This is a genomic window from Mycobacterium sp. (assembly GCF_040509115.1).
Lineage (GTDB): Bacteria > Actinomycetota > Actinomycetes > Mycobacteriales > Mycobacteriaceae > Mycobacterium.
On record NZ_JBEVLO010000198.1, the window covers coordinates 1 to 13,311 of the forward strand.

The 13,311-nt window shown below is 63.7% G+C and carries 12 protein-coding genes; 10 read left to right on the forward strand and 2 right to left on the reverse strand.

Going from position 1 to position 13,311, the window contains the following annotated elements:
- Positions 1 to 825: 825 nt before the first annotated feature.
- From ABW137_RS13975 to ABW137_RS14020, 10 genes are all read left to right on the forward strand, one after another.
- On the forward strand, positions 826 to 1,320 hold the full coding sequence (locus ABW137_RS13975) for a MarR family winged helix-turn-helix transcriptional regulator (protein WP_526400857.1): 495 nt from the start codon (positions 826 to 828) through the stop codon (positions 1,318 to 1,320).
- A gap of 378 nt (positions 1,321 to 1,698) precedes the next feature.
- Complete coding sequence (locus ABW137_RS13980; protein ID WP_526400858.1) at positions 1,699 to 2,331, forward strand: helix-turn-helix transcriptional regulator; 633 nt, start codon at positions 1,699 to 1,701, stop codon at positions 2,329 to 2,331.
- 246 nt (positions 2,332 to 2,577) lie between these two features.
- Complete coding sequence (locus ABW137_RS13985; RefSeq protein ID WP_526400860.1) at positions 2,578 to 3,486, forward strand: ABC transporter substrate-binding protein; 909 nt, start codon at positions 2,578 to 2,580, stop codon at positions 3,484 to 3,486.
- A 3-nt stretch (positions 3,487 to 3,489) separates the two neighbouring features.
- Complete coding sequence (locus ABW137_RS13990) at positions 3,490 to 4,434, forward strand: amino acid ABC transporter permease (protein ID WP_526400862.1); 945 nt, start codon at positions 3,490 to 3,492, stop codon at positions 4,432 to 4,434.
- Positions 4,435 to 4,472: 38 nt separating this feature from the next.
- Positions 4,473 to 5,228 (forward strand): amino acid ABC transporter ATP-binding protein, encoded by a 756-nt coding sequence (locus tag ABW137_RS13995; protein ID WP_526400878.1) that lies wholly within the window; start codon positions 4,473 to 4,475, stop codon positions 5,226 to 5,228.
- Complete coding sequence (locus ABW137_RS14000; protein WP_526400864.1) at positions 5,225 to 6,562, forward strand: M20/M25/M40 family metallo-hydrolase; 1,338 nt, start codon at positions 5,225 to 5,227, stop codon at positions 6,560 to 6,562. The genes ABW137_RS13995 and ABW137_RS14000 overlap by 4 nt, the downstream gene beginning before the upstream one ends.
- 73 nt (positions 6,563 to 6,635) lie before the next feature.
- Entirely contained in the window at positions 6,636 to 7,688 is a 1,053-nt protein-coding gene (locus ABW137_RS14005; RefSeq protein WP_526400866.1) for a threonine aldolase family protein, read from the forward strand.
- A complete protein-coding gene (locus ABW137_RS14010) occupies positions 7,688 to 8,653 on the forward strand; it encodes an ornithine cyclodeaminase family protein (protein ID WP_526400868.1) in 966 nt (321 codons plus the stop codon). The genes ABW137_RS14005 and ABW137_RS14010 overlap by 1 nt, the downstream gene beginning before the upstream one ends.
- Positions 8,650 to 9,630, forward strand: a complete 981-nt coding sequence (locus tag ABW137_RS14015; protein WP_526400870.1) for a threonine ammonia-lyase — start codon at positions 8,650 to 8,652, stop codon at positions 9,628 to 9,630. The genes ABW137_RS14010 and ABW137_RS14015 overlap by 4 nt, the downstream gene beginning before the upstream one ends.
- 72 nt (positions 9,631 to 9,702) lie before the next feature.
- Entirely contained in the window at positions 9,703 to 10,341 is a 639-nt protein-coding gene (locus ABW137_RS14020; RefSeq protein WP_526400872.1) for a TRIC cation channel family protein, read from the forward strand.
- Between the two features lie 155 nt (positions 10,342 to 10,496).
- Here the strand turns inward: ABW137_RS14020 and ABW137_RS14025 are convergent, their stop codons facing one another.
- Together ABW137_RS14025 and ABW137_RS14030 are read right to left on the reverse strand one after the other, a co-directional pair.
- A complete protein-coding gene (locus ABW137_RS14025) occupies positions 10,497 to 11,249 on the reverse strand; it encodes an SDR family NAD(P)-dependent oxidoreductase (protein WP_526400874.1) in 753 nt (250 codons plus the stop codon).
- Between the two features lie 153 nt (positions 11,250 to 11,402).
- Positions 11,403 to 13,019 (reverse strand): CocE/NonD family hydrolase, encoded by a 1,617-nt coding sequence (locus tag ABW137_RS14030; RefSeq protein WP_526400876.1) that lies wholly within the window; start codon positions 13,017 to 13,019, stop codon positions 11,403 to 11,405.
- Between the last annotated feature and the right edge of the window lie 292 nt (positions 13,020 to 13,311).

The window sequence follows — 13,311 nt, forward strand, 5'->3', positions numbered from 1 at the left end:
AGCGGCCTAAGGAGCACGCCTCGAAAGCGTGTGACGGGTAACCCCCGTCCGAGGGTTCAAATCCCTCCGCCACCGCCATTACCGCCCCCCTGTTAACGCAGGTAGGGGCGGTTTTTGTCTGCGGCGGCGCGCCGGCTGGACCAGGTCGAGCCCCTAGAGTCGAGTTGGTATCCGATTCGGCAAGATAGGCGCAGGCTTCTGTCGCCGACGTCGCTGATTCGGGTTGAAGACGCGTCTCAGGCGCGACGCTGAGCGGCCACTCCTGCTGCTGACAGTCGGCGGGAGGCCGAATCGACATCGCACTGACCCCTTGAGCCAGTCCCGCTTTGCTGTGGCTTGATCAATCGATGGCGCGCGGTCACGGTGCACCTGCCGTGACCGACCTCGCCCCCAATCGGCCCCTCACGACACCCCACGTAATGCGGTGTGGACTTGGTAGTCGATCCGCCGTGACCGCGCGGTCAAAACCTAGCACACGCCGCAGTGCGAAATCAGCAAATTTCGAGCCGGGCGAGATAATTTTTGGGCTTCCGGTCATCCCTTTGACGAGATCGGTCTCGGAAACTCGAAAACAGCTCACTAGCTTGGTTTTCATGATCAGTTTACCGCGCGCGGCGTCCGTCAAGGTCCATGACGGAGTCGGCCACTGCTTCATAAGGCAAACTATTGATCAATTCAAATTTCGAATTATGCGACTTTTTCTCCGGTGACCAAATAACGCGCTGGCGCACCCGCCGCGCGCTGGTTGCGCTAATTACCCGCACGGCGGAGGATGAGTGACTGACCGAGCATGGGCAAGTCGGGTACCCAGGCGGCCGAGAGGCGATGGAGTCGTTGCTCTCCGCCGACCTGCGTGCATTGACGGCCCAGTCCGATCGGATCGGACGAATGTTCGCCGAGATGCACGGACTCAGCGCCAACGAGTTCCACGCCCTGTTGCACATCATGGTCGGCGAGACCACCGGGGTCGTGCTCAGCGCCGGGCAGCTTCAACAGCGGATTGGACTTACGCACTCGGGGATCACGCACCTGGTGGATCGCATGATCGCCGCCGGACACATCCGTCGCGACAACGACCCGACCGACCGGCGCAAGGTGATCCTGCGCTATGAGGACCACGGCATGCAGGTCGCGCGTACCTTCTTCGCTCAGCTCGGCGCTGCCAACCGGCAAGCCATGGCGAGCCTCACCGACCAGGAACTCGCCGCCGGACACAAGGTGATGACCATCCTCACCGCCTCCATGGATGACTTCGGCAACGGGTTGCTCCCAGTCGAAGACAAGCTCAAACATCAGGTCGACGAGCCGCCCGGTGGGTGAGCCAACGATGAGCGCCGGGACTGGGCGGAGGGGGAGCAACCCCCGCCGACCGCAATAGCGGCGCCCAGTTCCGCGAGGGGGCAGTCGAACCCGAACGGGATGCAAAACCGCGTCACTGTGCAACTCGCGACGGTGGCACTGTGCACGCCGACGTCAGCGCGCTGTGCGTCATCATGTGCGGCACCCTGGTTGGACCGCGATACCGCGACTCCATGACCGGCAGGTCGCGGCACGTCGTCCAATAGACGTCGGCGGGGCCACCCGCCGGTCCCGCGAGTGCAGTGCGTTCGGAGTAGAGCGTCATCCCATGCCGAGGACCGTGTCGAAACCTCGCCCAGCGTCGCAGGATGCGTGTGCGCCCGCAGCTAGTCTGTTGACGTGACCAAGAGGCCAGCATGGAGCGAGCCGCTGATGCCGACGTGCGCCGCGGTCGCCCAACTCCTCAATCCGTACGCCGAAGTGGTGTTGCATGACATCGAAACCGATACGATCGTCGGCCTTTGGAACTGCTTCTCTAACAGGCAGATAGGTGACCCCTCCCTATTGGACGACACGCTGTCTAGTTTCGGTGACGGTCAGTACGTGCTCGGCCCTTACGAGAAAGTCACGACCGACGGCCGAAGGCTGACGTCAGTCAGCGCCGCGGTAAGCGATGCGGCCGGTACCACCCGCGGTTTGCTTTGCGTGAACATCGACAAGTCGCCGCTGGATCAAGTGCTGTCGGTGTTGACCACTTTGGCGATGCCAGAGGTGACCGCCCGTCCAAGCGCTCTCTTCGAGCGAGATTGGCGCGAGCAGATCGCAATGACGGTCGACAGTTGGTGCAAAGAACGGCATTTGAATCGCCGTGCGCTCAGCCGAGCCCAACGGCTAGAACTCGTCGCCGAACTCGATCAGGCCGACCTCTTCGCCACCCGGCACGCCGCTGCCCACGCCGCGCAGGCGCTTGGTGTATCCCGGGCGACTGTGTACTCGTTGCTGCGCGACGCGCGTCGACAAACGCCCGACTAGTGTCTTGACAGAATGTCCAATCCTGATAAATTGTCTAATCGGTTCGGGTAGCAGCCTCGCGGCGCTCGAATCGCGCGGTTGACATCGCCGTTCCTTGCTCGCGGTACCCGGCCTTCCGGTGCCCAGCTTTGGTGCGGTGCCATTTGGTGCGGCCATCTGCGGCACCAACGAATCCTTGCCTGGAGGCTCGCCATGCCTATCCGACGTCTTAGTTGCCTGCCCCGAGCCCGCTGTAGCCGTGCGGGGGTGACCGTTGCGGTCGTCACGACCACCGTCCTTGCCCTCGCTGGATGCAGCGGCGGCGCGTCATCGCCGACAGACTCCACGTCAGACGGCGCGGGTGCCAGCATCGGTTCAGGCCCGCTTTACTCCGAGCTTCCAGCTTCGATCCAACAAGCCAACCGCGTAGTCGTCCTCAGCGACATCCCCTCTCCTCCGTACGAGATGTTCGTCTCCCAAGACAGCCGGGAGGTGACTGGCCTCGACTACGACCTCGCGCAAGCCCTCGGTCGCCAATTAGGCGTCGAATTCACCTTCAAGCAAACCCCTTTCAGCGGAATCATCCCGGCCCTGCAAGCTCATCAGGGTGACGTCATCATCTCCCAGATGTCGGCGACCACCGAGCGGCAGAAGGTGTTGGACTTCGTTCAGTACTTTCAAGACGGGACAGGGATAATGGTTCTCAAGGGCAATGCCGAGGGGATCCAAGGCGTCGCCGATCTCTGTGGCAAGTCGGTGGCCACCCAATCAGGTGCCCAACAAGTCGCATTCGTGCAGGCCCAAAGTGCGGAGTGCACCAAGTCGGGAAAAGCCGAGATCACCGTTCTCACCTTGCCAACCTTCCCGGACACACAGTTGGCGTTGCGCAGCGGCAAAGTGGTTGCAATCGTTCAGGACACGGGCGCGCTCAGCTACGCTGCTCGAACGATCGGAGACGGCAACGTCTTTGAAGTCGTGACGCCCTCAGGAAGCCCCGCCGGCTACAACGCACAGCCCGGTGGCATAGGAGTGCTCAAAGACAATGTGCAACTCACCAACGCCATCCAGAAGGCGCTGCAGACACTCATCACCGACGGTTCATACCGCCAGATCCTCGACAAGTACGGATTGGCTTCGATTGCAGTGGACAAGTCGGTCATCGGCAGCGGGAGCTGAACGATGACCAGTACGACGGCGGCTCCGGTCGAATCCACCATGGTCCCCATCAAGGCCCGAGCGCAACCACGACCAGGCCGCTGGGTTGGCGGCATCGTTCTGGTCGCGATCGTCGCATTACTCGTTCGCTCCCTGTGGACCAACCCCAGGTTGGAGAAGGGCGTGATCCTCGACTACCTGTTCCGCGAGCTCACCTTGCGGGGTCTGTGGGTCACCCTCTGGCTGACTGTCCTCGCCATGGCCATCGGGATCATTGGCGGCACCATGCTGGCCGTCATGGGATTGTCCAGAAATCCCGTCCTGGTGGGCCTTTCGTCGTTGTATCTCTGGGTGTTTCGCGGCACACCGGTGCTGGTGCAGATCATCTTCTGGGGCTATCTCGGTGCCTTGTACCCGCAACTCGTGCTGGGCGTGCCATTCACCGATCTGGTCTTCGTCGAAGCGCCGACGAGTGCCGTCATCACCGGCACGACCGCGGCCATCCTTGCGCTGGGGCTCAACGAAGCCGCCTACGCTGCGGAGATCATCCGCGCCGGCATCCAGGCCGTCGATCACGGGCAGACGGAGGCCTGCCAGGCGCTGGGTATGCCGAGCGGGCTTGCGATGCGCAGGGTCGTACTGCCTCAGGCCATGCGGGTCATCATTCCGCCGATGGGCAACGAAACCATCGGGATGCTGAAGACGACCAGCCTCGTGTCGGTCATCTCCGGACACGACCTGCTGACCAATATGCAAAACGTCTACTCCCAGACCTTCGAAGTCATCCCCCTACTCGTCGTCGCCAGCATCTGGTACCTGACGATTACATCGATTCTGACTGTCGGACAACGAAAATTGGAACGTCACTTCGGCCGGGGAGTCGCGGGGCGGCACCCAGGCCGCGGAAGACCGCGATCGCGGCTGGCGCGCATCGCCCGCGGGGCGCGCCGCCGGGCAGGTGCCCGGTGAGCGCCGCGCTTGGTTCGGTCGCCACTACCGAAAGCTCGCTGGCCGTCGACGCCAAGGCGCTACACAAGAGCTTCGGGCCCCTTCAGGTCCTCCGAGGGATCGACCTGACAGTGCAGCGAGGCGAAGTGGTGTGCCTGCTCGGCCCGAGCGGCTCTGGCAAGAGCACGCTGTTGCGATGCATCAACCACCTCGAGCGGCTCGATGCCGGCGAGTTACGGGTGTACGGCGAACTCGTCGGATACCGCCGCCGCGGCAACGGGTTACAGGAGTTGAGTGAACGCGCTGTCAACCGGCAACGCCAGCGCGTCGGCATGGTCTTTCAGCGCTTCAATCTGTTCCCCCACATGACCGCGCTGCAAAACGTCATCGAAGCTCCCATCCGCGTTCAACGGGAGCCGAAGGCTGATGCGGTTGCGAATGCGAAAAGGCTGCTCTCCCAGGTGGGGCTCAGTGACAAGACGGATTCGTATCCGTCGCAACTGTCCGGGGGCCAGCAGCAGCGGGTTGCGATCGCCCGCGCGCTGGCAATGCGCCCTGAACTGATGCTGTTCGACGAACCAACCAGCGCGCTCGACCCCGAGTTGGTCGGCGAGGTGCTCACGGTCATGCGGGAGCTGGCTGGTCAGGGAATGACGATGGTGGTGGTGACGCACGAGATCGGCTTCGCGCGCGAAGCCGCCGACACCGTAGTCTTCCTCGACGGAGGGGTGATCGTCGAAGCCGGGCCACCGTCGACCGTCCTGACCGCTCCGAAACATCCAAGAACCGCCGACTTCCTGCGGCGGGTCCTGTGACGAAGACCCAAGCGCACGTTGATACTTCGCTGCAGCAGGCGCAGATCGAGGTCGTGGATACCTGTCGAGAACTCCTGCGGTACGACACCACGAACGTCGGCGGAGCGGACGGAGCTTGGGAGCGTGCCGCAGCTGAAAGGGTGGCCGAATGGCTCACTGATCTCGGGCTCACTCCGACATTGCTGGAGTCCGAACGAGGACGCGCCAACGTGATCGCACGGATCGACGGCCATGACCGCAACCGGCCCGCTCTGTTGGTGCACGGTCATCTCGACGTCGTACCCGTCGCGGGGCAGGTGTGGACCTTGCCGCCCTTCGCCGGTGAGATTGCCGACGGCTGTCTGTGGGGTCGGGGCGCCGTCGACATGAAGGACTTCCTGGCCATGGTCCTTGCGGTGCTCGGGCATTGGAGAAGGGCGGGGATCATCCCCAGCCGCGACATCGTCGTGGCGTTCCTGGCAGATGAGGAAGCTGGCTCACGGCTCGGCTCAGCCTGGCTCGTCGATCATCACCGCGAGTTGTTCGCAGACTGCGATGAGGCAATCAGCGAAGTTGGCGGCTTCTCGTGGACGACACCGACAGGACGTCGTCTGTACCTGGTCGAGACGGCCCAGAAGGGCATCGCGTGGCGCAAGGTCCGGGCGCGGGGTACCAGTGGGCACGGATCGATGCCCGGACCCGACAACCCAGTCACGGCGATCGCCGCGGCTGTTGCGCGCGTCGGAGGTTACCGGTGGCCCGTCAAACGGATTGACACCGTGCGCGAGTTCGTCGCGGCCGCCTCCGACGCGCTTGGAGCGGAGATTGATCTCGACGATCGCGCAGGACTAGAGCGCCAACTCGGCTCCTTGAGCCGGCTGGTGATACCGGCTCTGTCGCACACTGTGTCACCGACCGCGATCAGCGCCGGTGCAGGCAGCGTCAATCAGGTTCCTGGGGTGGCCGAGGCGGTGTTCGATGGAAGATATCTGCCCGGTCTCTATGATGATTTTGCCGCCACGTTCAACGAACTCGTGGGTCCCGGTCTGGAGGTCGAGGACCTCTATACCGAAGCGGCGCTGCAACACCCCTTCGGCGCTCCGCTCGTCGACGCGATGACCTCCGCCCTGATCGCCGAGGACCCGCACGCCGTGACCGTGCCCTATTGCATGCCGGCGGGCACCGACAACACTTCGTTCGCCCGACTCGGCATCCGGGGCTACGGGTTTGTGCCCCTACAACTCCCGCCCGCGTTCGACTTCGCCGCCATGTTTCACGGGCCTGATGAACGTGTTCCGCTGTCAGCACTGCGGTTCGGTACCCGGGTTCTTTCCCGGTTCCTTCAGCACTGCTGAGACCGGGCCAACCCGGGGTCCCCTCAGAACTCTTCACGTCCTATTTCTCGTGCCCGAAATCTAAGGAGTGCCAATGACTATCGGCCGACCCGGCTTCGCCAGCGATAATTACTCCGGCGTCCACCCCGAAGTCTTCGATGCCATGCTCTCGGTCAACGGAAGCCACGTGGCGTCATACGGGGCTGATCCGATCACGGATCAGGCTCACTCGCTGTTCCGCCAGCATTTCGGTGAGGGGATCGACGTCTTGTTCGCCTTCAACGGCACTGGCGCGAACGTCGTTGGGCTGCAGACGATGCTCCATCCGTTTGAGACCATTGTCTGCGCCGACACCGCACACATCAATGTCGATGAGGGCGGCGCTCCGGAACGTTTCCTGGGCAGCAAGCTAACCGACGTCCCCACCACCGACGGCAAGCTGACTCCGGCGCTGGTCGAGGCTGCCGCATTGGGCGGCGGTGACCAACACCACGTACAACCACGGGTCGTGTCCATTGCCCAGCCCACCGAACTGGGCACGGTATACACCCTCCAAGAAATCGCTGCGCTTGCGCAGTGGGCTCACGCCCACGGGATGCTGCTGCACGTCGACGGCGCACGGCTGGCGAACGCGGCGGTGGCCTTGGATTGCGCACTCGGCGATCTCGGGGCGCCGCTGGGTGTCGACGTGATGTCGTTCGGGGGCACCAAGAACGGCGCCATGGGAGCGGAGGCGGTGATTCTGTTCAATCGTGGTGGACGGGGCCCGGGCAAGGCTCTCTATATTCGTAAACAGGCGATGCAGCTGGCGTCGAAGATGCGGTTTCTGTCCGCCCAATTCGTCGCGCTACTGGAGGGCGATCTGTGGCGACGAAATGCTGCGCACGCCAATGGGATGGCGGGTCGCCTGGCTGTCGGTGCACGTCGACTGCCCGGCGTGCAGATCTGTTATCCGGTGGAAGCCAACGCCGTCTTCGCGGTGCTCCCCACCGCCGAGGTCGTGGCGACGCTACAGCACGACTATCCGTTCTATGTCTGGGACGAGTCGCGCAGCCAGGTCCGCTGGATGACGTCATTCGACACGACCGAGTTGGACGTCGACACGTTCCTCGGCCGTCTCGCTGATTGCATGCAAATCGCCGTCTGATGGGTGGGTTGCCACTGGTTCTCGACGAGGTCATGGTGCGTTCGCTCGTCTCGCGGTCAGATGCGTTGGAGGCGGCGCGACAAGCGCAGCTGGCGCTCGCCGCTGGCGGCGTCGTGACGCCCGAGCACATCGGGTTGCGACTGCAGGACGGGGAGATTCATGTCAAGAGTGCCTACTTGCTCGGATCGCCCTACGTCGCGTTCAAGGTGGCAACCGGGTTTCCCGCCAACGTACGCAGCGACCGGCCAGTCAACGATGGCTTCACGATGGTGCTCGACGCGCAGTGCGGCGCGCTACTCGCCGAGTTGCACGATCACGGTTGGTTGACCGAACTGCGCACCGGTGCTGCCGGAGCCTTGGCCACCGACCTGTTGGCCCGTGCGGACGCCACCACCGTTGCGGTCCTCGGTGCAGGCACTCAGGCCGAACACCAGCTCGCGGCGCTCCTGGGCGTCAGAAGCGTGAGTACGGTGTGGCTCTACAACCGCACCCGGTCGCGCGCTGAGATGCTTGCGGCTCGGCTGCGCGAGACCTACGGTCTGGTCGTGCAGGTCGCCGACTCCGTAGCCGCTGCCGTCGTCCACGCCGACATCGTCATCACCACGACCGCGAGTCGCGCTCCGTTGCTTCACCGGGACTTGCTCCGGCCTGGAATGCACATCACCGCAATGGGTTCTGACTTCGCCGACAAACAGGAATTACATGTCGATGTCCTCGCCGCGGCTGACCTGGTGGTCGCCGATGGAGTGCTGACATGCGCGCGGTATGGGGAAGTCGCTCACGCGGTGCAGACAGGGACATTGGCGTTGTCCGATGTCGTCGAGCTGTCAGATGTCGTCGGCGCCCGCCATCCCGGTCGAACCCGAGCCGATCAGATCACCGTGGTCGATCAATGCGGGCTGGGGATCTACGATGCGATCATGGCTGAGTTGGTCATGGTGCGGCATAACGAATTATGTGCGTGAGCGAGTCCGAGGCGCTCGTCGCCGCCCTGATCGAGCGCGTCGATGCGGTGGAGCCGCACGTGCGTCCCTTCATCGACACCACGTCACTCATCAGGTATCCGGCTTCCACTTCGGGCACGGTGCTGGTCAAGTGTGAACATCAGCAGCGCACGGGTTCCTTCAAGGTGCGCGGTGCAATCGCGAAGCTCGCGACCCTGTCGGACGAACAGCGACGACGCGGAATTGTCGCGGCATCGTCAGGAAACCACGGTCTGGGCGTGGCGTACGCATTGGACCGCCTTGGTGGGTCGGGGTTGGTGTGCGTGCCGGAGAACGCCTCGCCGGTGAAGGTCGCCGCCATCGAAGCCCTTGGCGTCGCCGTACGTCGCACGGGGTCGGAGACTGGTGAGACCGAGGTTTGGGCGCGTGCCCATGCAGAGGAAAACGGCATGGTCTATGTGAGCCCGTACAACGATCTCGATGTCATCGCGGGACAGGGCGGCATTGGGCTGGAAATCGACCGCCAACTTGGACCAGAACACCTCGACGTCGTCGTCGTGGCTGTCGGCGGTGGCGGTCTCATCGCAGGTGTTGCCGCCGCCATCAAGGCGCGTCGGCCACACACGCGCGTCATCGGCGCATCGCCGGCCAATGACCCCGCCATGATGGAGTCAGTCACCACCAGACAGGTGGTCGACGTTCGTGCCAAGCCGACCCTCAGTGACGGTACGGCAGGAGCGGTGGAGCCGGGTTCGATCACCCTCCCGCTGTGCGTTGCGCTGGTCGACGATTGGATTCTCGTCGAGGAACCCGAGATCCGACAGACGCTGCGGGACGTCATCGACCGGACGCATCAACTCGTCGAAGGTGCAGCCGCGGTGGCGATTTCGGCGGCGACGTCGGTTGCGGACGAAGCTCCCGCTGGACATCGCATCGCGGTCGTCTCTTGCGGCGCCAACATCTCCGCGGCCACCTTGTCCAAGGCACTGTCCGGATAGCGGCGCTGGCATCGATGGGAGAACATCAACAGCGCGGTGGGCGGTGGCTCTATGGTGGGTGGGATTGCGTCCGTGCCAGACCTGCTGCGTGTCCTTGATCTGATGGGAGTCTGCGCCAACGCGCTTCTCGGCGGAGCGGTCGCACGCAGGCACGGTTTCGACCCCGTCGGATTCGCCGCGCTGGCAATCGTTTCAGCTTTGGGCGGCGGCCTCATCCGCGACACGTTACTGCAGCACGGCACGCCGGTGGCGTTGACGAACTACGCCTACTTGACGACGGCATTGATCGCAGCGGGCGTCGCGTTCCTGGTGCGGGTCGAGGGCCGGCTATGGGACCGACTGTTTCCCCTAGTGGACGCGTTGGCATTGGGCTGCTGGGCATCCGCTGGCGCCCAGAAAGCCATCGCGCTCGGTTTGAGTTGGCTGCCCGCGATCTTGCTGGGCACCGTCACCGCGGTCGGCGGGGGCGTGGTGCGCGACATTGCGGTCGGCAGGATCCCCACCATCTTCCGAGGCAACACGCTCTACGCGACCTGCGCCGTGATCGCCAGTCTCACGCTGGTTCTCATCCAATACCTGGGGCACCCGCACACCGGTCTTCTCATTTCGACAGTGGTGGGCGCGGTGCTGTGCCTGCTAGCACGTTGGCGGGGCTGGATGTTGCCCGAAAATCTGGCATGGCGCAGGAACAAGCCGACCAAGGACCAGTAACCCACCGACCACCGCCGGGTACGAGCGTCCCCGCCCCTGATCGACAGATGTGTGGCGTCATCGGGTCGCCCGCGCAGCAATCGCGGCGGGATTGATCTGCAACCGCGACTGCGGGGAAGGAACGCCGAAGCGGGGGGACAGCCCGCGTCGCGCGGTCAGAGCATGTGCTGGCCACCATCGACGTTGAGTGTCTGGCCCGTGATGAATCCGGCGTCATCGGAGGCGAGAAAGAATACGGGGCCAACCAAGTCGCCGGCGATCTCGTCGCGATGTATTGCGCGTCGGGAGCGCTGGGCCTCGAGGATGTCCTCGGGGAATGCGTCCTTGACGGCCTTGGTGACGGTCAGCCCGGGGGTGATGACGTTGACGGTGATGCCGTAGTCGCCTAGCTCGCGCGCCAGCGACCGGGTCAAGCCGAGGACCCCTGCCTTGGCCGCGACGTAGTGGGATTGATTGGCGGTCCCGTCGAATAGCGATCCGGATCCGAAATTGATGATGCGACCCCAGCCGCGGTTCTTCATGAGCGGGACTGCGGACTTGGTCATCAGGAAGGTGCCGGTGAGATTGATGTCGATGACTTGGCGCCACTGGTCGGTGGTCATCTCTTCGAAGGGTACGAACGGGAACCAGCCTGCGCAGTTGATGAGGACGTCGACTCTGCCGGTCTGTTCAGCGGCGCGATCGGCAAGTTGATGACAGCTCTCCTCGGCCGCGATGTCGGCGGCGGTGGCGATCAGTCTGGGGTTGGTCTGCCCGTCGGTGTCCCAGCGGCTCCGCCACTGCTCCAACGCAGAGTCGTCGACGTCGGTAGCGATGACGGTATCGCCGTTGGCTAGGAATCGGTCGACTAGTTCGGAGCCGACGCCTCCGGCGGCCCCGGTGATGATGACGACCCGGTCGGTGTTCATGGCAGTGGTCCTGTTCTGATTGGGTGTGCGGCAGCGGTGGTCATCGCGGGTGTCCCGGTTCGGGTTCGGCAGCCCGAAGCGCCGTACGCGGCAACACTTCTCGCGTTCGACCTCGACACGGCATCGTTTCAGTCGGTGCTACCCGTTCTTGTTCTATTGCCGGGGTCGTTCGTGCAGGCGAAGCGAGGAAGGGTGCAGACGGTCATGATGGTAGGTGTCGGTGCCGACCTTGCGGCCGTAGAAATGAGTCATCGGAGCGTCAGCCAGAAGTGAGTCGTTGTTGCTGACCTCCAGTCGGATGCGATCGCCCGGCTGCGCCAAGAACGACATTGGCAGCAGCTCGACGCGTAACTCGTGGATCTCGTTGGGTTGCAATGGTTTAGCGCTCTCGTGAGCGTGGAACGGGCGCATGTCGGCGGTCAGTTCGGGATGCTCGTCACGGTGGGACGCGCGCAGCCAACCTTGCGTTACGCGTATCGCCGGTCCGTCTCCGGTCAGCAGTGAGACCTTGATGATGAGATCGAGGTCGGTTTGATCGGTCGAGGCGTACAGAGTCAGCACCCCGTGGCCGGTGAACTCGCGTGCGTGCTGGATCGGTGCCGTCGTGAACGTGACAACCCTGGCGACGTGGTCGGGCCTGCCCTGCTCATCGAAAACTGTTACCCCGGCGGCCCACTTCGGGTCGGGATAGGTCCACGACGTCGATGCAGCGTCCACGTCCGGTCGGTCTTCGGTCAAGGATCCATCGTTGAGAGAGGAGACCGCCCCGCTGGGCTCGGCTGACAGGAAGAACGTGCTCGGAGAGGCGTCGGCGGGCGGCCACGACGAGGCATCGCGATACACGCCTTCGCCGTTGACGAAGAACCGCACGTCCGGTCGGCCCATCACGCCGTTGTCGATGCCCTTGAGGTGATGGTCGTACCACGGCAACAACTCGTTGCGGTGGAAGTCCTCGTCGAAGAAGTATTCGTGCGCACCTGCGAAGGTGTCGGGGTGTGCAACCAGTAACTTCTTGGGCCCAGTGACGCGCTCGTAGCCGTAGAAGTTGCCGCGTAGGTGCAACGCGCCCTTGCCCCATACGCCGATCGAGAACACCGGTATATCGACCTCCGGCAGCTCCCAGAAGGGGGAGCGGCGTCGCTGCCAGGCGTCATCGAGCGGGTGTGACAACGCGTCGTACAGATAGTCGTGCTTGTCGCCCGTCCGATAGTCGATACCGCTCAGTGAGTGCTGGTAGAGCACCGATCCGAGGAGCCACGCCGACAGGAAGCCCTGGGTGGGGATGCCGCCGTGATACATCCAGTCGCGGTACATGTCGGTGGCACCGTCATAGGCGACGATGGTCTTGAGGTGCGGTGGGCGGGTGCGTGCGGCGTTCCACTGGCTCCAGCTGTAGTACGACATACCGATCATTCCGACGGCACCGGTGCACCATGGCTGTGCGGCAACGTGTTCGATCATGTCGTGGATCGCTTCGCCCTCCGACCGTGAGACCGGATCCCAGGTGCCCTCGGAGCGTCCGGTACCGGGGACATCCATGGCGACATACGCGTAGCCGCGGTCCAAGTACAGCTGGATCGGCCCGTATTCGATGAACGGAAAGGTCGATGCGGCAGGCAGCGATCGCAATGCCTTCTGGTAGGGCGAGGCACCTAGGACCACCGGCACCGGATGTTTGAGGCCGGCCGGTAGATACACATCGGCACGCGCCTTTTGCTCGAAGCGCGTGAGCACCTCGATCTCGAACGGGTTCACGTCCACAGCGACCATGGCAGTGCCCTTCCTTCGCTCGCGCCGCCGGCATGAAAGGTGGAGTTGTCCGCCTCATTCAGGACCACACCGGCGCGGCGCCGAAGCCGCCGGTCGTGACGCAACCGCCGTTGGCGCGGAACTCCGTGATGATCCGGTCGTCGAACTCGCACACCGAACAGCTCCTTTCGGACGGACCGGCCCGGTGGGCCTGAGGGCCGCTGCCGCAGCTATAGCGGATGAATTATTCCGCTTAGTGTGATCCCTTGGACCCCGCTTTGACAAGTCCTCATGGCCACGGGCGGCGACGACG